We start from the raw sequence: 21,052 nt of genomic DNA, 5'->3' as shown, positions 1-21,052 counted from the left end.
CTTCTCACCTGCTGATCTTTCTCACGAGCATGTTCAGCTTTTGGTAAGTAACTTCGTCTCTCGCTTCAAAATAAACTCTTATAACAGGTTCTGTGCCAGAGCTTCTGATGAGCAGCCAACTGCTGGATTTGTCAAAAAAGTAACGTAAGCCGTCCACTCTATCTTTGGAGATCACTTTCAAGTCCGTCAAATACTTTTCTATTGTTTCAAATTTTTCGAAAAGGGCCTTCTTTTCCTCATCGTTTGAAAGTTTCAAATCGACTCTCGTGTTGAAAAAGTTACCATAACGTTGATTAAAATCTTTTCTGATCTGAGAAAGCGGTTTTTGCTCGTAACTGATCATTTCTAGAATGAGAAGACAGGCAAGTATACCGTCTTTCTCTGGAACGTGATTAGCTATGGACAATCCTCCACTTTCTTCCCCCGCGATCACCGCTTTTTCATTCAGTAGAACCGAGGCGAGGAACTTGAAACCAACGGGGGTTTCCACGACATTCCCTCCAAAAGCTTTAGCAACTTCGTCCAAAGCATGTGAGGTTGCGACAGTCCTAGCTACAGGTCCTTTCATACCTTTGTTCTTGTAAAGGTGATGAGCTAGCAACGCTATCACTTCGTTCGGTTTGATGTACCTTCCTTCATCGTCAACGATGCCGAATCTGTCTGCGTCTCCATCTACAGCCAACACAACATCCCAATTCTTAGATTTAACACGATTTGCAAGTAGCGAGAGCCTTTCTTCGTCTGGTTCAGGTCTGCCACCGCCGAAGTACGGGTCTCTGTAGTTATGAAAAATTTCGATTTCATGACATACTTTTGAGCACAAATCATCTAGATACCCAATAGCTGTACCATACATTAAATCAATAATAACTCTGGGTTTTGCCTTTTTTATGATTTCAAAGTTTATAACTTTTGATAATGCACTGAAATAATCTGGTTTCGGATCGAATATTTCGAAGAGATCCTTATTGTTGGCCTCAACGAGAGACATAGTTGAAATCTTGTTCTCATCGGTCGTAGCTATGATGGATTCGATCTGCTGTGTTACCTCGGGAGGTGCTGGTGAGCCATCCGCTGGGTTGAACTTTATCCCGCAATACTCGGGCGGATTGTGCGAAGCTGTTATATTGATCCCTCCGGACAGTTTGTGCTGGCGTATCGAGAAAGAAACAACTGGTGTTGGTGTGGGATTCTCGGGCATCAAAACTTTTATGCCATTTGCTGTGAGTACTTCTGCAACCAAACGCGCATAGAACTCTGTCATGAAACGTGTATCGCGTGCAACGATAACGCTTCTGCCATTGTTCTTTTTCAGATATTCCGATATAGCCTGAGAAACGATGCGAACATTCTTGAAAGTAAAATCGTCACTTATTATCGCTCTCCAGCCGCTTGTACCAAATTTAATCCTCATCCTTCCACCTTCCCAACCAAACGCGTCTTCCCAGATGCTTATCGAAATCACTCCACATCTTATCTCCATTCTTTTGTTTTTCATTTATGACTCTGAATCTTGACAGTTTCGAGTCCATGTTCTCCAGTGCGTGTACCACGTAAGCTTCCACTGTTTTAGGTAGAACGGGAGAACCAAATTCGTACTCGCCATGATGAGATAAGACTATATGCTCTAGTTGTAATAGCTTCATTTTCGCTATGTTGATTTTACTCGCTGTTTGCTGGAGAACCTCCAAACCCAGCGCAATGTGACCTTTCAGTTCGCCTTCAGTTGTCACTTCTAAACCTTTCTTTGTGATTTTGTATTCTTTTACTTTGCCTATATCGTGCAAGATCGCGCCAGCGATGAGGATATCTCTGTTGAGAAAATCGTAAACACTACAGATTCTTTTGCACATCGTTGTGACATCCACTGTGTGCTCAAGCAGTCCACCCATGTATGCATGGTGCACGCTCACGCCCGCAGGAGCTTGAATGAACGCTGAAACGAACTCTTTATCGTGCACCAAGAGAGTTTCGATCAACGATCGTATTTCTCTGTCCTGAACATCCCTTATAAATTCGATGAGTTTCTGGTACAGTGATTCGATGTTTCTCTTCGTGATTTCGACGAATCTTTCATAATCGTATTGATCTTCACTGAGCGGTATCAACGCGTCTTTATCTTTCTCTATGTTCAACTGAAGATGACCTTCGAAAAACACGACACGTCCTTTTGCCAGTATTACGTCTCCTTCTGCAAATCGCATATCGTTTTCCTCTGCGTTGTACCAATCTACGGCGCGTATACTTCCAGTTCTATCTGAAAGGGTCATTAAAAGAAATTTCTTGCCGTCCTTGGATTCTTGTAATTTCTTACTGACGATCCTTCCAATCAATTCAACGTTCTCTTTCGTTTTTTCAGAGAGTTCTTGTATGTAAGGATTGGTGGATTTAGTACGCTCCCTGAGTTTATCGATGACATCTTTCGGTAAAAGATCTTCCAACTTCACTTCATCACTCTCCCACTGGCGATTTTATCAGCTATAGAAAATCACGTCAAAGTGGAATCAAATTTTTGAGTACGATATACTACATATAGTATACTTATTGACATAACCACTACATATGGTGTAAAATATTTTCCGTCAAAGTTTTTACTAAGGGAGGGAGCATCTTGTCACGATTGAATGAACTCGTCAATAATTATTTGTCGAAAAGTGATTGGAGGGTCAACGAGAATTCCAATATGTCTTATTCACTTCAAGGTTTGAATCAGTATCTCTATTCTTCCATAATTTCGCGGTATTGGCTTGAAGAAATATACCCTGAAGAAGTGTCTTCTGCACACTTGCAAGGAGATCTTCACATTCATGATCTTGGTTCTCTTTCTGCTTATTGTACAGGATGGAGCTTGGAAGATTTGTTACTGAAGGGATTCACAGGTGTTGAAGGAAAGATAGCGAGTAAACCAGCTAAGCATTTCAGAAGCGCATTGGGTCAAGTGGTGAATTTCATGTTCACACTTCAAGGAGAAGTCGCAGGTGCTATAGCTTTTTCGAATTTTGACACACTTTTAGCTCCTTATATAGCTCAAGACGGACTGAGTTTTTGTGAAGTGAAACAATCTATCCAAGAGTTCGTGTTCAATCTCAATGTTCCGACAAGAACGGGTTTTCAAACACCTTTCACGAACTTGAGCTTTGATCTAGTTGTTCCAAAATATCTTGCAAATGAGAATGTGATCGTTGGAGGATACCGCCAGCCACACACTTACAGTGATTTTCAGAGAGAAATGGATATGCTTAACAAAGCATTTTGGCAAGTGATGATTGAAGGCGATGCACACGGTCGAATCTTCACTTTCCCTATACCCACTTACTCCATCGATAAAAATTTCCCATGGGATTCGGATGAATTCGATTTGCTCTGGAAGCTGACAGCGAAGTACGGTGCACCATACTTTTCAAATTTCATCAACAGTGATATGGAACCATCCGACGTCAGGAGTATGTGTTGCAGGTTACGTTTGGACAACACCTCCATCAGAACGAGGTTGACGCAGTTTGTCACTGATAGAGGGGAGTTGAAAAAGAAAGGAGGAGGATTGTTTGGAGCAAACCCACTTACGGGAAGTATAGGTGTGGTCACAATAAATATGCCAAGGATTGGATACCTCTCTTCAACCGAAGAAGAATTTTTTGAACGACTTTCTGAACTGATGGAGATCGCAAAGAAAAGCTTGGAAATCAAAAGGGATGTAATCGAGGATCTGACAATAAGGGGTCTATACCCATACTCGCGTTTCTACCTATCTGAGGTTTATCAGTTGACCGGAGGTTATTGGACAAACCATTTTTCAACGATAGGTTTGATCGGCATGCATGAAGCTTGTATCAATTTCTTGGGTGTTGGTATAGATTCTGAAGAAGGCAGGCAATTCGCCATAAAAGTGTTGAACTTCATGAGGGAAAAAATACTTCAGTTTCAAAGGCAAACTGGTAATCTTTACAATCTCGAAGCCACACCGGCAGAAGGAGTTAGTTACAGATTGGCGAAGATAGACAGGAGGAAATTCCCAGATATCTACACCAGTGGAATCAACGAACCTTTCTACACCAATTCAACACAGTTACCAATCGACAAAGATTACGATTTATCCTACATACTCGAGCACCAAGATGAACTGCAATCATTATACACAGGCGGAACTGTGCTACACCTTTATCTGGGCGAACCGATTGAAGATCATCTAGTCCCAAAACTTTTGAAACTCATCTTTAACCAGTACAAGTTGCCTTACTTGACATTAACCCCAACCTTCAGCATTTGTAAAGAACACGGTTACCTCAGAGGTGAGATGAATAATTGTCCAATCTGCGGCGGAGAAACAGAAGTGTATTCAAGAGTGGTTGGTTATTTCAGACCCGTAAGGCACTGGAACGCCGGGAAGAGAGAAGAGTTCAAATTGAGGAGGTATTTGAAGATTTGAAATTTGCAAAAAGCATTCTCACAAGTTTTTGTGACTATCCTGGATCCATCGCAACAGTAGTGTTCACTGTGGGATGCAACTTTCGCTGTCCGTATTGTTACAATCAAGATTTGGTGCTGGAACGTGTTGAAACTGTAAGCGATCAAGAAGCATTACAAGAGATTTTCAGAAGAAAAATTACTTCGAGCATCGTTATCACTGGTGGGGAACCAACGATTCATCGAGATCTTCCGATTTTCATTCGCCATTTGAAAAAGAAAGGTTATTCTCTAAAACTCGATACGAACGGGAGTAACCCTCAAATGGTTGATGAACTTTTGAAAGAAGAACTTCTCGATTATGTGGCACTCGATATCAAGTCTAGTCCTGAGAATTTTCAAACAATATCAGGTCTTGATGAAAGTACAGCGAAAGAAATCTTCAGGCGAATTCTCGACACTTTGGATTTGCTCAATAATTCATCAGTTCGATTCGAAATTAGAACAACCTTCGTGCCCGGATTGATAAACGAGACAGACTTAAAGGAAATTAAAAAGATCATAGGAAACAAGCCTTGGTACATACAACGTTTCAAACCTTACAAGACCTTATCATCTCTGACCAACTATGCTTTGGAAGAAAAAAAGCTCAGAAGGCTTGTTGACGAACTTGGAGCGGAACTCAGATGAACTCGGATCAGTAACTTGTACCAAAGGAGTCCGATAAGTTCGTGTAATCCCAGCATATTAGCGTGCGAAGATTCTCTAGTTGGTATGAAATCAACCCAACTCAGTGGGCCGTGATCGCAAAGGTAGTCAACCGGATATGGTTGAGCTGTGATCTTGAACTTTTCAAAACTCATCATTGCCCTTTTCATATGTACTGCGGAAGCTACTAGGATGATTCTTTTGAGATCTCTGTTCTTTATCAAGTTTGCTATATTTTTTGCGTTCTCGTAAGTGTTCTTGCTTTTATCATCGATCAACACTTTTTCCTCTGGTACTCCAAATTCTTTTGCCAGTTTTGCCATAACGATGGCTTCAGATTCTTGTGATAATCCCGGCAATGTTCCACCGGAAACTATCAAGATAGCATCGAAATTTTTCGCAAGTTCAACGGCTTCGATGAATCTTTTAAACGTATGAGAGCGTAGTTCATAACCATCTGGATTTTTAATTACACCTCCACCGAGCACGATAACCGCGTCACAGGTGGACGGTATCGTTTTACGAAAACTCATCTCTAACGGCTTGACGAACAAAAAAGACCCGACACTCGTTGTGAGGACGTAGTTGAACGCTGCGAAAAGCAGAAGTAGTGAAGCTTTAGTCTTAGAATTTTTTAACCAACTCAGTCCCAATATCAATGGTACAGTCACAAACAAACCTGGCGGTAAAAGAAAAGCTTCGATTATTTTTTGAACAACGATCATGCATCTTCCCCTGAAATTTTCATCACCAAACTCACATGCATTTGTGTACCTATAAGGAGAGCATCTTCATCTATATCGAAGTATGGAGAATGGTGTGGTTTGTCAAGCCCTTTCGCTGGGTTTGCAGAACCAACCAAGTAGAAAACACCAGGAACTTTCTGCAAAAAGAAGGACATATCTTCTCCTCCCATCGATGGTGGTACTTCAACGACATTTTCTTTTCCAACGACTTCTTCGGCAACTTTTCTCACCATCTTTGTCAACTCAGCGTCGTTGATCAACACAGCTGTTCCATCCTTGTAATCAAGCTCAAAGTCTATTTCGTGAGCTTCGCAAACACCACGAATGATTCGTTCCATTCTCTTTTTCACCACGCCGCGGATCTGTTCATTCAAAGTTCTCACGGTTCCCTCTAGGATGGCAGTCTCGGGGATAATGTTGAACGCTGTTCCGGATTGCAGTTTTCCTACAGTCACAACGGCACTTTCCAATGGGTCAACGCTTCTGCTCACAACGGTTTGGAATGCAAGTACTAATTCACTCGCTGCAACGATAGGATCTCTACATGCGTGCGGATAAGCACCGTGCCCCCCTTTACCTTTCAGAATTATTTTGAACTCATCGGCCGCTGCCAACAGAGGCCCAGCTCTCAAGCCAACGGTTCCCACAGGCAAAGCGTTCCAAAGATGAATACCAAAAGCCATGTCAACCTTTGGATTTTCTAACACCCCCTCCTCTATCATTGGAATTGCTCCACCTGGTGGGAATCGTTCTTCGGATGGTTGAAAGACAAACTTAATGTTCCCAGCGATTCTATCTTTTCTACTTGCAAGGACTTTTGCAGCGACGAGGAGCATTGCGGTGTGGCCGTCATGACCACAAGAGTGCATCGCACCATCGATCTTCGATTTGTAAGGTACGTCGTTCAATTCCTGCAACGGCAGAGCATCCATATCTGCCCTCAGCATGAGCGTTTTTCCAGGCTTATTACCCTTCAAAAGGGCAACTACGCCTGTCCTTGCTATGTTACGTTTCACTTCTAAACCTATTGATTCTAGATAATCCGCTACAAGTTTGGAAGTCCTGTGCAGTTCAAACTCGATTTCAGGATACATGTGAAAAGTTCTGCGTAATTGTACGAGTTCATCCTTTAACCCTAGCACATCAGGTTCGATCACGAATCCTTGCCCCCCTTTCTATCCGGCAGAGGTGACTTTATGTATCACCACGCGTGAACCAAGTTTGATGATTCTATCTTCTGTGTAAAGCTTTCCATCAACCTGAACTAGATGCTCCAATGGGTTGAGTCCCATTTCGTTCAGAAGTTTTTTCACTGTCAGAGGTTTTTCAATTTCAAATGTTTTCCCTTTATAAGTCACAATTATTCTATTATCCACACAAGATCACCATTGTTCAAAAGAGCCGCATTAGCTTCGTCTGTGTCCACATGAAATTCCAAGGCGAATTTTTCGCTCACTCTGATCAACACATCGTCGAAAATGAGTTTACGGCCTTCTTTCTCGCACAGTACTTTCACCAAATCTTTGTCTTTAACGTTGTAACGCGCAGCATCCTGTGGGTGCATGTGGATGTGTCTCTTGGCGAGTATGACACCTTTTTCTTTCACCACAACACCTTTTGGGCCAACGATTACGATACCCGGTGAACCCTCTATGTCACCTGAATCCCTCACGGGCGGATTCAAGCCGAGCTTGAAAGCATCAGTCCTGGATACTTCGACTTGCGTGTCTTTTCTGACAGGTCCTAGAACTCTCACACCTTCGATGGCACCTTTGGGTCCGACGATTATAACTTTTTCATCCGCAGCGAATTGTCCCGGTTGACCAAGATTTTTGATCGGTTTCAGTTCGTAGCCTTTGCCGAACAAAATGTCTAGATCCTCTCTTGAAAGATGTACATGTCTGTTACTTACACCCACAACAATGCCTGGTTCTTTCTTTCTCACGTTCATCTCTCCTTTCTCAGAGGATTTATCAATGCTTCTCTCTTTCTCACATATATACCATCGATGGTTTTCAAGCAGATTTCAAGTGGCCCGCGGCGGACACTCAACCAACCTAAGCCTGCTATAGAGAGCTCTTCAGCAACGTTCAATTCGAAAGTTTTTTCCTGAAAATTTAAACTCTCCATGGATAATTCTTCCGGATCAAATGGTGGTGTGAGAAGTTTTCCATAAAGTTTTCGCCACAATTCGTCCGCTTTCGTCTCGCTAGTTTCGTGAAACTTCACTGACTCGCTCGCAAAAACCTGGAAAATAGGACGCATTTCTGATTCGAAGTTTACATCAAGCCTGCACAATCCTCCAAGGAAAATGACTCTGTCTTTTTCAGGTTTAAATGTGTATCTACTCAAATGTTTCACAGGAACAAGTTTTTTCTGACTGTCTGGTTTGAGTAGATCTATCACCCTACGGCCGGTTGTTATGCCGGGAGAATCGTACAGATTCGTTTTAAAGATCTTCGCATGTATGAGACCAAGTGTCGTTCCAGGAAAGGGTGTGATGCTAACATCTGCTCCAGTAATCTTTTTGAAAAGCGAGGATTTTCCAACGTTAGTTACACCAATGAAAAGTACTCGCTGAAATTTACTGATCGATTCGAAGAGCTTTTTCAAACCGTAGTTTTTCGTGGCACTGGTGAGGATTATCTCAAAAGATTCTTCATTGAGATTTTTTCTCACCCAACCTTCTATCTCCTTCACTGTAACAGCTCTTGGGAGCAGATCTATCTTGTTCACAACAAAGATTTTTCTGACATCTCTCAAAATGGCTGAAATCATCGAATCATAACTTCCTTCAAAATCGGTGATATCCAAAACCCACACCACAATGTCTATGTTCATGCTATTGATTATCTCGCGCAACTGTTGAGAAAAATCTTTCAAGTGTACAGGCATCAATTTTCCATAATGTCTGGCTCTAAAACATCTCTGGCAGAGAATTTTCTCGCCAGAAAGCACTTTGCTTTCAAGCACTTCTCTTGGTATGTATCCTGGAAGCGTTTCATTCTCACATTGAAGTTCTGCACCACAACCCTCACATTTCATTTTCCGTCTTCCCTCTCAAAATTTTGAGCAGAATTTTCTCAAAAAATCTCAATATCTTCGTGCCGAAGAATTCTTCTTCTGACAGCGGTTTCACTTTGATTGTATAGAAGCCGAACCTTTTCCCAGTAACCACATCGGTGAAGATTTGATCTCCTATGAGAACGACCCGGGAGGGATCGAATCGTTTGAACACATCCTTCAGTCTTTTTGAAAAAGGTTTTCCAGCGCGCCACACAATGTTGAAGCCATCCAAATTCATCACTCGTCTTGGCCGCCCATTAGACACTATCAGTACCTCGGCTCCTTTCAGTTTCAAACTTTCCAACAGAGCTTTGAACTCATCTTTTATCTCGGCGTTCCTCCACAAACCCAAGGTGTTGTCAAAATCGAAGATGAAAACATCCTTTCCCGATGAGAGATATTTTTCAATGTTGAGTTGCTTCAAATCGTCCACGAATTCATTCGGCTTGAACAAATCAAATAATCCCACGGTTGAGCCTCACGTCCACTAATTCAAAGTTCACATAGCTTCTCACATTCTGCAAAAATCCAAGCAGTTGGTCGAGAAGATCAGCAGGAACCAGTATCCTCAATAGACCGTTCTGGTATTTTCTCATGTTCAAAAGATTATCTTCCACTTCGAGGATATAACTCAAAGTATGAACATCATCGCTGTTCATTCTCAGATACACATCGTATTCCATTTTCTCACCCAAAGACGAGTATATCCCACGATAGCTCAGGTTGTGATGAACACAGTTTTGTGGAGTTGAAACGAAAGATGAGTTCTTACGAGACATCCTTCACTTTAGTGGGTATAATGATCTGAGGAAGGAGGAACGAGAAGTGAGGGTGATACTGCTCAAGGATGTTCCGGGTACCGGTAAAACTGGTGAGATCAAGGAAGTTGCGGATGGATATGCGAGGAACTACCTAATACCGAAAGGTCTTGCAAAGCCAGCAACTGAGAGTGAGATCAAAAGAATAGAAAATGAAAAGGTTATGAAAGAGCACAAAGAAAACTTGGCAAAAAAAAGGAGCGAAGATCTCTTGAGACAACTTCAAAGGAAGATCCATAAAATCGAAGCCAAAACCGGAGTCGGAGGTAAACTCTTTGGTGCTCTAACAAGTGCGGTGCTGGCAGAGCTCCTCAGTAAGAGTGTTGGAACAGAAATTGACAAAAGATGGATCGAGCTCGAAAAACCCATTAAAGAAGTTGGATTGTACGATGTGAAATTGAGACTCCCAGGAGGAGTCAAAGGTGTAGTAAAAGTAGAAGTCATAACTGAATCAAAGGAGTGAATTTGACTGATACTTCAAATTTATTCAAAGGCTCTTTACTCCACCTGGATCTACTATGCTCCTGAGAGGATTCTTTTCGACGCTGGAGAAGGCGTTTCCTTGACGATGGCCAATAAGATCTATGCCATAAAGTATATATTTCTCACACACGGTCACGTCGATCACATATCTGGCTTATGGACGATAATAAACTCAAGGAACAATTCGATGGGCGATAGAGAAAAACCTCTCACAATTTACTATCCAAAAGGAAACAGCGCAGTAGAAGAATGGCTTCAGTTCATTGTGAAAGTGAACGGGGATTTGAGATTTGAATTGAATTGTGTTCCGATATCTGCCGGCCAAAAGATTTTTTTAAGGCAAGCTGGGAGTTTTGCAAGATACATAGTGCCTTTCAGGGTGAAACACACACAGTACGATCAGAGTTTTGGCTACAACGTGATTGAAGTGCGTAAGCGATTGAAGGAAGAATACAAAAATTTGCCAGAATCGGAAATAGTGCGTCTATCGAAGGAGATCGGTCAAGATAGCATAACTGAATCTTACGAGAAGAAAGTCTTGACGATCTCGGGTGACACCTACGGAATAGATCCGATCGACGCTTTTGAAAGCGAGATTTTACTTCATGAGTGTACTTTCTTGAGAAAAGAAGATAGAAAGATGAATGCACACGCTTCACTCGAGGAAGTTATAAAGATTGCGAAGGAAGCGAGAGCAAAAAAATTGATTTTGTACCATATTTCGACACGTTACTCCGGTAAGATAGAAAAGTATTTGAGGAATTTGAGTGAAGAACCTTTTGAAATATTCTTCGTCGATCCAAACGAATTGTTCACGATGTGAAGGAGGTGAAGCCATGGAACCTTATGTTTTTTGGCTCATACTCGGGGTCATCTTAGTTGTGGCTGAAATTCTGACACCAACTTTCTTTTTCTTCTGGTTCGCTCTTGGAGCCTTTGCTTCAGCTGGGATGAGCTTTCTTGCTGGTACTTTGATTCAGATACTCACTTTCATGCTAGTCTCAGGAGTTCTCGTATTGCTCACAAGACCTTTGGCCAAGAAAATCACGAGTTCGGAGCCAAGGAAAATACATATAGATGAGATAATAGGCAAGGAAGCGATCGTAGTTGAAAAGATAGACAACAAACAGAGTAAAGGTTTGGTGAAGGTCAATGGAGAGATTTGGAGAGCTTATTCTGAGTTCGATGATGTTGTGATCGAAGAAGGACAGAAAGTGGTAATTTTGAGAGTTGAAGGTGCTCATGTTGTGGTGCGAAAACATGAAAGGGGTGATGTCACATGATGATAGGTTTGATAGTTCTAGTGGTTCTTTTGTTCGTCATTGCAGCAACAGGTATCAAAGTTGTCAGGCCCTTTCAGAGGGGCTTAATTGAACGTCTTGGAAAATTCCATCGCGAGGTCGGGCCAGGTCTTCACTTCATCGTTCCATTCTTTGATAGGATGATCAAAGTAGATCTCAGAGAAATGGTCATAGATGTTCCGCCACAAGAGGTCATAACTAAAGATAACGTCGTCGTGACGGTTGATGCCGTCATCTACTATGAAGTCACTGATGCATACAAAGTTGTTTATAACGTCAACAATTTCCAATTTGCTACTCTCAAGCTCGCGCAGACCAACCTCAGGAACGTTATAGGTGAACTCGAGTTGGACCAAACCCTAACTTCGCGTGAGAAAATCAACGCAAAGCTTAGAACGGTTCTAGACGACGCAACAGATAAGTGGGGAGTTCGCATCACGAGAGTTGAAATCAAAAAGATAGACCCACCAAAGGACATCACTGAAGCGATGAGCAAGCAAATGAAGGCCGAAAGAACCAAGAGAGCCGCAATATTGGAAGCTGAGGGCATCAAGCAAGCTGAAATCTTGAAAGCTGAGGGTGAAAGGAACGCTGCTATCTTGAGGGCTGAAGGAGAGGCTGAAGCGATAAAAAAAGTTGCTGAAGCTAACCGTTATAAACTGATCGCCGAAGCAGAGGGACAAGCTCAGGCCATACTGAGCGTTTTCAAGGCGATACATGAAGGTTCCCCGACGAGTGATTTGATAGCCATAAGATATCTCGAAGCGCTCAAAGAAATAGCGAACGGTAAAGCGACGAAGATATTCCTTCCGATCGAGGCTACATCGATCATATCGAGTTTAGCTGGTATAGCCGAAGCCCTTAGGAGAGAAACACAGGAAGGAGAGAAGAACTGAGTGGTTGACAATATTTTGATTGCTTTTGCTTTTTCTTCCATAGGATTAGCTTTAGCGATTTTGCTCACTTGGGTGGGTCTTGTGAGCTTTGCCAACGTGAATCTCTCGCCTTTTTCCTTCATGAATGCGTTGACCACTCTTGGGGTACTCTTCATGTACAACAGTTCTGTGGAAGTGTCCGGTATTCGAGATTTTCTGATCTACATCGCTGTTAGTTTCTTTTTCCACGTCGGGAGACTATCTACGTTGCTGGAGAATGAGGACAAGAGATTGAGGGTATTCTTCCTTTCTTCTGGTTATACAAAAAACGAGTACGTTTTGAATTACCTTTTCAAGCGCGCAATACGGAAGAACATCACTTCACTTTTTTCGTGCTGGGGTTTATTCACCCTGATCCTTGAGATGCGTCATCTCGAGGTTCGACAATATCTTGGATTTTGGATTGGTTTGTTCTTGTTGTGCCTTGGTGTTACTTCTTCGTTACTCGATCGAAAGAACTAAATTCCGACTATTTTAGTATAATTTTGTTGGAAACAGAACTGTAGGAGGGAAAAATATGCCTTTACTGAGTGAAAAGGACACAAAGTACTTAAAGAGGACATTCGAGGAGCAGTTGAAAGATCCTGTGAGAATCTTGGTTTTTGTTGATGACCCTGACGAATGTGAGTATTGCGATGTGACACGCCAAGTTCTTGAGGAACTCTCCACTATAGATGGGAAAATCCAGCTGAGTGTTCATCACGTCAAAAAAGAGCCTGAGCTTGTGAGAATTCATAGAGTGGAAATGACACCCGCCATACTTTTGTTAGACATGAACGGTCAAGATACGGGCATCCGATTCTATGGAATACCATCCGGTCATGAGTTCTCAAGTTTAATTCAAGACATTATAGCTGTTTCCAATAACAAGCCGTTGTTCTTCAATGAGACCCAAATTGCTCAGATTAAGTCTATAGAATCTCCGGTCAGAATAAGGGTCTTTGTGACACCAACTTGTCCCTATTGTCCGAAAGCAGTATTGATGGCACATAGTGCCGCTTTGTTGAACAGAAACATCGTTGCCGAGATGATTGAAGCGAATGAGTTTCCTGAATTGAGTATGAAGTATGGTGTTTCTTCCGTACCTCACACTGTTGTGAACGATGTTCGTGAGTTCGTGGGTGCTTATCCTGAGGGTGCCTTCGTTCAAGAATTGCTCAGAGCTGTAAGGAAGAACTGAGGATGCTTTTCGGATTCAGAGAGTTACAAGGTGTAAAGGATCGGTACGATGTTTTGATAGTTGGAGGTGGTCCTGCGGCACTCGGTGCCGCAGTGTATGCTCGAAGAGCAGGATTGGATGTTCTCATCGTTGAAAAAACACTCGAAGGTGGTCAGTTGAATCTCACCACTTACATCGATAATTATCTTGGTTTTTCAAGCATAGAGGGTTCAGAGCTCGCAAGAAGAATGAAAGAACATGCTGAATCTTTAGGTACAGAATTTTTGAATGCGCTTGTACAAAAAATCATCGTGGCTGAGAAAATCCATGCGATAGTTTTAGATGATGGCAGAACTATCGAAGCCAGGGTGTTGATGTTGGCTACGGGAACGGAACCTAAGCGATTGAATGTTCCCGGTGAATCCCAATTGGTAGGTAAAGGTGTCTCCTATTGTGCTACTTGTGATGGCTATTTTTTTAGGGATAAAGATGTAGTGGTGGTTGGTGGGGGAGACACCGCGATGAACGATGCGATATACCTTTCTAAGATTGCCCGAACGGTTTTCGTGATCCATAGGCGAAACAAGCTTAGAGCTGTCAAAATCCTACAAGATAGAGCATTCTCGAGGGAAAACATAAAATTCTTGTTCGATACTGTGGTCGAAAGGTTCGTTGGAGAGAAAAGACTTGAAAAACTAGTCGTTAGAAATTTACAGACAAACCAAGTCAATGAACTCACCGTCGATGGAGCTTTCATTGCTATTGGTTCAACACCCAATTCAGGCTTAGTTAGAGGTTTAGTCGAGCTTGACGAGAGCGGTTATATTATCACAAATGAATGGATGGAAACTAACGTTCCACGTCTTTATGCTATAGGTGATGTGAGGAAGAAAAACGTGAGACAGATCATTACTGCTGTTGCCGACGGAGCCATCGCAGCGATACACGCTGCAGAAAACTATTTCGATTGATCGATGCGCTCAATTTTTATGAAAACTTTTGTCCCCTGATTCAATTTCGAATGTATGGCCCAGACGATGTTGAATCTCCTTAAAATGTGTTTGACTATGGCGAGTCCTAATCCGGATCCAGGAACTGTTCTTACATTACTTGCCCTATAGAATCGTGCCGTTACATTCTTGAGTTCAGATTCTGGTATTCCCACACCTCTGTCTTCGATCGAGAGTACGTTTTTCTCGAAATGTATTTTTATCTCTCCACCATGGGGTGAATATTTCACAGCGTTTGAGATGAGATTCCTCAGAGCGATTTTGAAGGCTTCCCTGTCTACCTTGATAAGACCTCTCGTATTTATAGAAAAACTCAAGTTTTTCTCTTCTATACGTCCTTTGAATTCCTCTAGGATCTCCTTGATCAGCGTTTCTAAATTCAGTTCAGTTAAGTTAGGCACAAAATCTTCCTTCTCAACCTTCGATAGCACAACGAGTTGTTCCAAAATCCTCTGCATCTTTAAAGCATGTTTCTCTATTTTTTGAAGGGTTTCTTGAACATAAATGCCATCTTTGGCCATTTGAACTAATCCAATGATGGCGGTCACTGGGGTGAAGAGTTCGTGTGAAACGGCGCTGACAAAGAATGTTTTTGTATCTGTCAACTTTTGTGGTTGTACCAAACCATCTCCTTCTGAGGGATAGAAAACTATTTTGTCTGATTCAATCAAGAGTATGGGTTTGTGCTTCTCGATGATTTCATACCAATCTGTAACCGACACCTCTCACTGTCACCAACCTTTCTTTACCTATTTTCTTCCTCAAGGAACTTATGTAAACGTCAATCAAACGATCGTTTTTCTCCTCGCCTCGCCAAACAAGGTCGAGCAACTCACTTCTTGTGTATACTCTCTTTGGATTTTCGAGAAACACAGCGAGCAAGTCGAATTCTTTCGGTGAGAGCTGTACTAAGTCGTTGCCCACGGTCAAAGTTCTCTGCTGAAGGTTCAACTTTATATCTTTATAAACCAACTCTTTCTGTGGCTCTCCTCTGCGTCTGAGAATTGCCCTCACTCTGGCCACAAGTTCTCTGGGATTGAAGGGTTTGGTCACATAGTCGTCTGCCCCCATTTCTAAACCCAATATTTTGTCTCTATCTTCTCTCAACGCGGTCAATACCAATATGAAGGTGTTAGGACAATAGAGTCTTATCGATGGTATCTCGTCCATAGCATCTCCGTCTGGCAAGAGTAGATCCAGCACTATCACATCAAAACATCTTTTTTCCAGCTCATCATACATCTCTTTGATACTTGAAACCGCTTTCACTTCGTGAGAATCAAGCTTCAAATAATTGCACACCACTTCGCTAACATCTTCAACATCTTCTACGACCAATATCGTTGCCACCTCATCCCTCCCAAGTGAATCATGCCAGTGAAGTGTTAAAAAACATTTATATTTCTTCACACTGGTTAGAGATTTCGCGTGTAAAAACTCCCTCGGAGGTGATTGAATGAGGAAACTTTTCTTAGTGCTTTTGACTTTCGTCACCGTGGTGATAACCGCACAAACTTTGGTCATCAAAGGTTCCAACACAGTTTATCCCATCGCTCAGCTCTGGGTGGAAGCCTTCAAGAAACTTTATCCGAACGTCACCGTAACGTTGGAAGGTGCTGGGTCTACCACGGGGATCAAGGCATTGTTCAACGAAACAACGGACATCGCCAATTCGAGCAGATTTCTCAAACCGGAAGAGGTTGACGAAATGCACAAATCTGGTCGATATTTCGTCCCTATAATCATTGCTTACGACGGTTTGTCCGTGATCGTTCATCCAAGTTTACCCATCGAAGACATCAGCATCGATACGCTCAGAAAGATCTACACCGGTGAGATTACAGAATGGAGCCAAGTCGATCCGAAACTTCCAAAAAGACCGATCGTTGTCTATTCGAGAAATACCGCTTCAGGTACATTTGAAACGTGGGTCGAAAAGGTCCTCAAAGGTGCAAAATTGAGTCCAACAGTGCAGATGCTTGAATCTTCTCAAGCTGAAATAGAAAGTGTGGCGGTCAATCCCTATGCGATAGGCTATACAGGTATGGGTTATGTCACCAAGCAAGTGAAGGCGCTGAAAGTGAACGGAATCGCGCCCACTGTTGAGAACGTGTTGGCTGGAATCTATCCAATAAGTAGACCCTTGTTCATGTTTATCGATCTGAAGCGTTTCAACAACACATGGCCTGACAAAGGTGTCGTAGCAGATTATCTGAGATTCGTTCTTTCCCCAAAAGGTCAAAAATTGGTGAAAGAAGCGGGCTACATACCTGCGTACGGGACTGAATAAAATGAAGGTATTTTCAAAGATTTTTGTTGCTATCGTTTCTGCGGCTGCCATGATCGTGGTAGCCGCCATTTTTGCGATGATTTTTTTCATCACTAAAGAATCCATCAGGGCGATTCGGGAAGTCGGATTCGGTTTGTTCTCACCGAATTGGTATCCAGTTTGGAGTGAAGCAGAATTCGGAATAAGAACAATGCTTTTGAACTCACTGCTGCTTTCAACTTGGACGAGTTTCATCGTGTTTTTTATCGGATTGACCATCGCATCTTATCTACATAGATTTGCCAGCAGAATGGAGAAAGAAGTGATTTTGCGCGTGTTCGAATTCATCAGCGGAATTCCGTCCGTTGTTCTTGGTTTCTTCGGAGTCGTCGTTCTTGCTCCCTTGTTTTTGAAGTTCGAGATCTGGACGCCTCTCAATTTCCTCAACGCTTCAATTGTGCTCTCAGTTCTCACTTTACCGTTAATGGTTAGCCTCTCGTATCAGTCACTCGAACAAGTACCGAGAGAAGTTTTGGAAGGAGCTATCAGTCTCGGAGCGAGTGAATCAAAACTTATTCCTCTAGAATTGAAGTATGCCGCTCCAGGTATCTTGAACGCAGCATTGACAGTTTTCAATAGAATTTTTGGGGAAACTATGATAGTTTTGATGGTTTCTGGTGGAGCCAACATGCTCCCAAGATCTTTTTTCAGTCCGGTGAGACCTTTGACCGTGACACTCGGTAGTGAAATAAACGAAGTAGCAGTCGGTAGTCTACACTACAGCGCACTGTTTTTCATAGGATCATTGCTCTTGGCCGCTTCACTCGGTTTGAATTTGGTGAGCAACAGACTGATGAGGCAACTGGAAAGGTGGGTCAAAGGGTGAAACTGGTTCACTGGTTGTTCAGGATTGTAACTTATGTCATTTTTGCGTGTCTTGTGATCGTTCTCTTCTTGATCATCGTCCCTGGGATGCGTTATTTCTTTTCGCCAGGTTTTTTCACCGAGTATCCAAGGTCCATGATGCGCGAGGGTGGTATATTACCGATGCTTGTGGGTTCACTTTTATTGATGCTATTTGTTTTTTTAATCACTATTCCTGCCGGTTTGATGGGCACCATCTTTGTCAGTGAGTTAGCACCGAGAAGATTGTCGATTTTGATTCAATCCCTCGCAGCTACAATGAACAGTATTCCATCGATCGTTTATGGTCTTTTTGGATTGAGTTTCTTCTGCGTGGCTTTGGGGTTTGGAACATCTCTACTTTCAGCGTCGCTCACTCTTTCTACCATGGCTATACCTTTCTTCATCAACAGTGCTGCGGAATTTCTTCGCTCAGTTCCAAAAGAGTTGAGGGAAGGAGTCATAGCGCTCGGAGCCAACAAATTGCAATCAACTTTAATGGTTCTCAGAGCAAGCAGAAACGGATTGATAACGACACTGATTCTCACGTTAGGTAGGGCTTTCAGTGAAACGGCTCCTCTGTTAGCGACAGGGGCTGTCTTCTATTCGACGAAATTGCCTTCTAAACTGTCCGATCCAATCATGACGCTCCCGACGAGCATTTACGCTATTGTGATGAACTTGCGTGGCGAATCTCGATGGATGGCTCAAGGCATGGCGAGTTTGATGGTTCTGATCGTGATAATTGTCTACAGCTTAGTTCAATTTTTGAGGAGGCGGACTCATGTTTGAAAACGAAGTTGTCTTCACAATAAAGAATCTCAGCGCATACTATGGAACACACAAAGTGCTAGAGAACATCAATGTAGAAGTGAGGAAAGGAAAAATCACTGCGATCATGGGACCTTCCGGTTGTGGTAAAAGTACTCTTTTGAGGTGTCTCAACAGATTGAATGACATGATTCCAGATTTTAGAATAGAAGGAAGTATACTTTTCCATGGTCGAGACATCTATCAAATTGGCGATGTGAATGAGTATCGAAGAAAAGTCACCATGGTTTTTCAAAGGCCGAACGTTTTTCCCTTATCGGTCTTTGACAACGTCGCGTACGGACTGAGGATCAAAGGTGTGAGGGATAAAAAAATTCTGCGTCAGAAAGTTGAAGAAGCATTAGTAAAAGCCGCATTGTGGGACGAAGTGAAGGACAAATTGAACAAACCTGCAGTCCAACTTTCCGGAGGTCAGCAACAAAGACTTTGTATAGCCAGAGCCATAGCGATAGAACCGGAGGTCATACTCTTAGATGAGCCAACTTCTGCGCTCGATCCGATTGCAACGACGAAGATTGAGAGACTTCTCGAAGAGCTCGCAGAAAACTATACCGTTGTGATAGTAACACACAGCGTTGGACAAGCATTGAGGATCAGTGATTATGTGCTTTTCCTCTATGAAGGTCGCTTGGTAGAATACGGTGAGACCTCGACTATTGCCAAGAAACCTCGTCACGAGATGACGAGGAAATTTCTAACTGGAAAGATAGGGTAGGTGTTGAACGTGACGGAGAGGACAAAACATTACGAAAAAGAAGTAAGTTCGTTGAACGTGAAAATGATGGACTTTCTCGTGGGCGTTGAGAATCTCTTTGAAAAAACACTTTTTGCTATTCAGAGCGGAGATGAGAATACTGTGGTTGAAATAGAGCAGATGGATGATTACTTCGATGCCTTGGATATGCAGATACAGCAAACGGCTTTCGACATCATTGCTAAATATCAACCACTTGCCGATGATCTGAGGTTTGTGGTGGCCATGATAGGGCTTTCGATAGATTTAGAAAGGATCGCAGACGAGTGCGTGAACATCGCACAACTCAACAGGCATGTCCAAAGGACGATCGAATCTTTCTCATCTTGGAAAACTCTCAACGAAATGATAAAGAATGTACTAGTCATGTTCCAAGAGATAGTAGAAGCTGTCAGAAATAGCGACCTACAGCTCGCCATAAAAGTGTGGCAGAGGGATGACGAAGTCGATAAGCTCCACATTGAAGGTCACGAGAAACTCATAGAACTGGCTTGTGGTGAACATGATCCAAGAAAAATGCGTATTTACCTCGAGGAGGCTTTTCTGATAAGACATCTCGAAAGAATAGCTGATCACATCACAAATGTCGCGGAAAAGCTTTATTTCATCAAGACAGGTGAACAATTGAAGGTCGTGATGGGTAAGAAAAGCGAGCAACGTTAGTTGGCATTTTGGACTTGTAAAACTCGATGGTTGTCAAGATCGTGTTTGATGGTATATAATTTAAAATGCGTGGGGCCGTAGCTCAGTTTGGGAGAGCGCTACCATGGCACGGTAGAGGTCGTGGGTTCAAGTCCCATCGGCTCCACCAGAGGGGGATAACCCCCTCTTTTTGATTGGGGGGATCTATGTGCGATCGTTATCAACGATTTTTCTGTTTTTTTGCACGTTTGTTTTCTCCACAACTGTGGTTGTTTCGATCAAACCCTTGGAATTGATCGTCAGAGAAATCGGTGGTGAAAGTTGCAACGTCGTATGTATCATGAAGAATGTGAACCCCCACCTGTATCAGTTGAAAACTAATGACTTAAAACTTCTTAATGAAGCGGATTTAATAGTTCTAGTTGGGTTTGAGGAATGGGCAGAAAAGGTTAGAACCGTATTTCCGAACAAAACTTTGGTCTTTGCGGATGGAATCTTCAAAAAAGATTTCGAGCGCGATGAACACCTTTGGCTTGATCCAGTCAATGTCATTGTTTTTTCATACGTACTCACAACGAGACTGAGTCGAATTGATCCGAAATACAGAGAATCATTTTGGTCCAAGTGGCAGAATTTCTCAAAAAATCTGCTGGAAAGGATCTATCTTTGGTATGAAAGGCTTAGGCCATTAGAGAATAAGACGATCGTTGAGGCTCATCCGGCGTTGACACACTTTGCAAAGCGTTTCAACCTCGGCGAAATTTTCGGTTTGGAGACTGGTCACGAAGAAGGTTTGACTATGAAGAAAATAACCGAACTTGCAAGTTTAGTGAAAAAAGGTGAAGTAAAGCACATCTTTGTGGACGAGCACGTAGAAAGTTCTACTATTTTGAACTTAGCGAAACAACTGAACCTTGAAACGATTGAGCTTGATTTGATGGGCTACGAAGTTGAAAGTTATCTCAACCTCATCGATTCAATCGTTGAAAAACTCTTGTTGATTTCAAAGCCATCGAAGTGATG

26 protein-coding genes and 1 tRNA gene are annotated in these 21,052 nt (G+C 42.5%); 16 read left to right on the top strand and 11 right to left on the bottom strand.

Going from position 1 to position 21,052, the window contains the following annotated elements; genetic code table 11:
- Positions 1-4: 4 nt before the first annotated feature.
- Positions 5-1,414 carry a phosphoglucomutase/phosphomannomutase family protein gene (locus tag NZ875_02755; protein MCS7174657.1) on the bottom strand — a complete coding sequence of 470 codons (1,410 nt, stop codon included), beginning with the start codon at positions 1,412-1,414 and terminating at the stop codon, positions 5-7.
- Entirely contained in the window at positions 1,404-2,447 is a 1,044-nt protein-coding gene (locus NZ875_02750) for an HD domain-containing protein (GenBank protein MCS7174656.1), read from the bottom strand. Before NZ875_02750 ends, NZ875_02755 begins: the two co-directional genes overlap by 11 nt.
- A 164-nt stretch (positions 2,448-2,611) precedes the next feature.
- Between NZ875_02750 and NZ875_02745 the strand changes: the two genes are divergently transcribed.
- Complete coding sequence (locus NZ875_02745) at positions 2,612-4,426, top strand: ribonucleoside triphosphate reductase (GenBank protein ID MCS7174655.1); 1,815 nt, start codon at positions 2,612-2,614, stop codon at positions 4,424-4,426.
- Complete coding sequence (locus tag NZ875_02740; GenBank protein ID MCS7174654.1) at positions 4,423-5,094, top strand: anaerobic ribonucleoside-triphosphate reductase activating protein; 672 nt, start codon at positions 4,423-4,425, stop codon at positions 5,092-5,094. Before NZ875_02745 ends, NZ875_02740 begins: the two co-directional genes overlap by 4 nt.
- On the opposite strand, the gene NZ875_02735 is transcribed toward NZ875_02740, so the two are convergent.
- From NZ875_02735 to NZ875_02705, 7 genes are read right to left on the bottom strand one after another with little or no spacing between them, the layout of a single operon-like run.
- Positions 5,031-5,837, bottom strand: a complete 807-nt coding sequence (locus NZ875_02735) for a YdcF family protein (GenBank protein ID MCS7174653.1) — start codon at positions 5,835-5,837, stop codon at positions 5,031-5,033. The two genes, NZ875_02740 and NZ875_02735, sit on opposite strands and share 64 nt — an antisense overlap.
- Positions 5,834-7,015, bottom strand: a complete 1,182-nt coding sequence (locus tag NZ875_02730; protein ID MCS7174652.1) for a M20 family metallopeptidase — start codon at positions 7,013-7,015, stop codon at positions 5,834-5,836. The genes NZ875_02735 and NZ875_02730 overlap by 4 nt, the downstream gene beginning before the upstream one ends.
- Before the next feature lie 18 nt (positions 7,016-7,033).
- Entirely contained in the window at positions 7,034-7,171 is a 138-nt protein-coding gene (locus NZ875_02725; protein MCS7174651.1) for a hypothetical protein, read from the bottom strand.
- 47 nt (positions 7,172-7,218) lie between these two features.
- The gene (locus NZ875_02720) at positions 7,219-7,809 is read right to left on the bottom strand and encodes a phosphate propanoyltransferase (GenBank protein MCS7174650.1); all 591 of its coding nucleotides are present in this window, start codon (positions 7,807-7,809) and stop codon (positions 7,219-7,221) included.
- Positions 7,806-8,903 carry a ribosome biogenesis GTPase YqeH gene (yqeH, locus tag NZ875_02715; protein ID MCS7174649.1) on the bottom strand — a complete coding sequence of 366 codons (1,098 nt, stop codon included), beginning with the start codon at positions 8,901-8,903 and terminating at the stop codon, positions 7,806-7,808. Before yqeH ends, NZ875_02720 begins: the two co-directional genes overlap by 4 nt.
- Positions 8,893-9,393, bottom strand: a complete 501-nt coding sequence (locus tag NZ875_02710; GenBank protein ID MCS7174648.1) for a YqeG family HAD IIIA-type phosphatase — start codon at positions 9,391-9,393, stop codon at positions 8,893-8,895. Before NZ875_02710 ends, yqeH begins: the two co-directional genes overlap by 11 nt.
- The gene (locus tag NZ875_02705; protein MCS7174647.1) at positions 9,380-9,607 is read right to left on the bottom strand and encodes a DUF4911 domain-containing protein; all 228 of its coding nucleotides are present in this window, start codon (positions 9,605-9,607) and stop codon (positions 9,380-9,382) included. The genes NZ875_02710 and NZ875_02705 overlap by 14 nt, the downstream gene beginning before the upstream one ends.
- A 142-nt stretch (positions 9,608-9,749) precedes the next feature.
- Here NZ875_02705 and rplI point away from each other — a divergent pair, with 142 nt between their 5' ends.
- The 7 genes from rplI to trxB are packed head-to-tail and all read left to right on the top strand — an operon-like array spanning position 9,750 to position 14,591.
- A complete protein-coding gene (rplI, locus tag NZ875_02700) occupies positions 9,750-10,205 on the top strand; it encodes a 50S ribosomal protein L9 (protein ID MCS7174646.1) in 456 nt (151 codons plus the stop codon).
- A gap of 6 nt (positions 10,206-10,211) precedes the next feature.
- Positions 10,212-11,048, top strand: a complete 837-nt coding sequence (locus NZ875_02695; protein MCS7174645.1) for an MBL fold metallo-hydrolase — start codon at positions 10,212-10,214, stop codon at positions 11,046-11,048.
- 13 nt (positions 11,049-11,061) lie between these two features.
- Positions 11,062-11,508, top strand: a complete 447-nt coding sequence (locus NZ875_02690; GenBank protein MCS7174644.1) for an NfeD family protein — start codon at positions 11,062-11,064, stop codon at positions 11,506-11,508.
- Complete coding sequence (locus NZ875_02685; GenBank protein ID MCS7174643.1) at positions 11,505-12,422, top strand: SPFH/Band 7/PHB domain protein; 918 nt, start codon at positions 11,505-11,507, stop codon at positions 12,420-12,422. Before NZ875_02690 ends, NZ875_02685 begins: the two co-directional genes overlap by 4 nt.
- Positions 12,423-12,923, top strand: a complete 501-nt coding sequence (locus NZ875_02680) for a hypothetical protein (protein ID MCS7174642.1) — start codon at positions 12,423-12,425, stop codon at positions 12,921-12,923.
- Between the two features lie 55 nt (positions 12,924-12,978).
- Complete coding sequence (locus tag NZ875_02675) at positions 12,979-13,641, top strand: thioredoxin family protein (protein ID MCS7174641.1); 663 nt, start codon at positions 12,979-12,981, stop codon at positions 13,639-13,641.
- A 2-nt stretch (positions 13,642-13,643) separates the two neighbouring features.
- Complete coding sequence (gene trxB / locus NZ875_02670; GenBank protein ID MCS7174640.1) at positions 13,644-14,591, top strand: thioredoxin-disulfide reductase; 948 nt, start codon at positions 13,644-13,646, stop codon at positions 14,589-14,591.
- On the opposite strand, the gene NZ875_02665 is transcribed toward trxB, so the two are convergent.
- Positions 14,579-15,352 (bottom strand): HAMP domain-containing histidine kinase, encoded by a 774-nt coding sequence (locus NZ875_02665; protein MCS7174639.1) that lies wholly within the window; start codon positions 15,350-15,352, stop codon positions 14,579-14,581. The genes trxB and NZ875_02665 overlap by 13 nt on opposite strands.
- The gene (locus NZ875_02660; protein ID MCS7174638.1) at positions 15,330-15,980 is read right to left on the bottom strand and encodes a response regulator transcription factor; all 651 of its coding nucleotides are present in this window, start codon (positions 15,978-15,980) and stop codon (positions 15,330-15,332) included. The genes NZ875_02665 and NZ875_02660 overlap by 23 nt, the downstream gene beginning before the upstream one ends.
- A gap of 106 nt (positions 15,981-16,086) precedes the next feature.
- On the opposite strand from NZ875_02660, the gene NZ875_02655 reads away from it, so the two are divergent.
- The 7 genes from NZ875_02655 to NZ875_02625 all read left to right on the top strand — a co-directional run bounded on the left by NZ875_02655 (position 16,087) and on the right by NZ875_02625 (position 21,050).
- Entirely contained in the window at positions 16,087-16,920 is an 834-nt protein-coding gene (locus NZ875_02655) for a phosphate ABC transporter substrate-binding protein PstS (protein MCS7174637.1), read from the top strand.
- A 1-nt stretch (position 16,921) separates the two neighbouring features.
- Positions 16,922-17,785, top strand: a complete 864-nt coding sequence (locus tag NZ875_02650; GenBank protein ID MCS7174636.1) for an ABC transporter permease subunit — start codon at positions 16,922-16,924, stop codon at positions 17,783-17,785.
- Positions 17,782-18,594 carry an ABC transporter permease subunit gene (locus tag NZ875_02645; protein MCS7174635.1) on the top strand — a complete coding sequence of 271 codons (813 nt, stop codon included), beginning with the start codon at positions 17,782-17,784 and terminating at the stop codon, positions 18,592-18,594. The genes NZ875_02650 and NZ875_02645 overlap by 4 nt, the downstream gene beginning before the upstream one ends.
- Complete coding sequence (pstB, locus tag NZ875_02640) at positions 18,587-19,348, top strand: phosphate ABC transporter ATP-binding protein PstB (protein MCS7174634.1); 762 nt, start codon at positions 18,587-18,589, stop codon at positions 19,346-19,348. Before NZ875_02645 ends, pstB begins: the two co-directional genes overlap by 8 nt.
- Before the next feature lie 9 nt (positions 19,349-19,357).
- Complete coding sequence (phoU, locus tag NZ875_02635; GenBank protein ID MCS7174633.1) at positions 19,358-20,050, top strand: phosphate signaling complex protein PhoU; 693 nt, start codon at positions 19,358-19,360, stop codon at positions 20,048-20,050.
- 71 nt (positions 20,051-20,121) lie between these two features.
- Positions 20,122-20,198: transfer RNA gene (locus tag NZ875_02630), tRNA-Ala, on the top strand.
- Between the two features lie 39 nt (positions 20,199-20,237).
- Positions 20,238-21,050 carry a metal ABC transporter substrate-binding protein gene (locus NZ875_02625; GenBank protein ID MCS7174632.1) on the top strand — a complete coding sequence of 271 codons (813 nt, stop codon included), beginning with the start codon at positions 20,238-20,240 and terminating at the stop codon, positions 21,048-21,050.
- Positions 21,051-21,052: the final 2 nt, after the last annotated feature.

This window comes from Pseudothermotoga sp. (genome assembly GCA_025060105.1).
Taxonomy (GTDB): Bacteria; Thermotogota; Thermotogae; order Thermotogales; family DSM-5069; genus Pseudothermotoga_A.
Note: the sequence above shows the minus strand (reverse complement) of the source record. Positions and strands in the feature narration are given on the sequence as shown.

Excerpts from the sequence above, each read along its gene's own strand:
- yqeH (MCS7174649.1), bottom strand. The coding sequence starts at position 8,903 with ATGAAATGTGAGGGTTGTGGTGCAGAACTTCAATGTGAGAATGAAACG.
- NZ875_02735 (MCS7174653.1), bottom strand. The coding sequence starts at position 5,837 with ATGATCGTTGTTCAAAAAATAATCGAAGCTTTTCTTTTACCGCCAGGT.
- NZ875_02755 (MCS7174657.1), bottom strand. The coding sequence starts at position 1,414 with ATGAGGATTAAATTTGGTACAAGCGGCTGGAGAGCGATAATAAGTGAC.
- pstB (MCS7174634.1), top strand. The coding sequence starts at position 18,587 with ATGTTTGAAAACGAAGTTGTCTTCACAATAAAGAATCTCAGCGCATAC.
- trxB (MCS7174640.1), top strand. The coding sequence starts at position 13,644 with ATGCTTTTCGGATTCAGAGAGTTACAAGGTGTAAAGGATCGGTACGAT.
- NZ875_02685 (MCS7174643.1), top strand. The coding sequence starts at position 11,505 with ATGATGATAGGTTTGATAGTTCTAGTGGTTCTTTTGTTCGTCATTGCA.
- NZ875_02690 (MCS7174644.1), top strand. The coding sequence starts at position 11,062 with ATGGAACCTTATGTTTTTTGGCTCATACTCGGGGTCATCTTAGTTGTG.
- NZ875_02705 (MCS7174647.1), bottom strand. The coding sequence starts at position 9,607 with ATGGAATACGATGTGTATCTGAGAATGAACAGCGATGATGTTCATACT.
- NZ875_02720 (MCS7174650.1), bottom strand. The coding sequence starts at position 7,809 with ATGAACGTGAGAAAGAAAGAACCAGGCATTGTTGTGGGTGTAAGTAAC.
- NZ875_02650 (MCS7174636.1), top strand. The coding sequence starts at position 16,922 with ATGAAGGTATTTTCAAAGATTTTTGTTGCTATCGTTTCTGCGGCTGCC.
- NZ875_02675 (MCS7174641.1), top strand. The coding sequence starts at position 12,979 with ATGCCTTTACTGAGTGAAAAGGACACAAAGTACTTAAAGAGGACATTC.
- NZ875_02655 (MCS7174637.1), top strand. The coding sequence starts at position 16,087 with ATGAGGAAACTTTTCTTAGTGCTTTTGACTTTCGTCACCGTGGTGATA.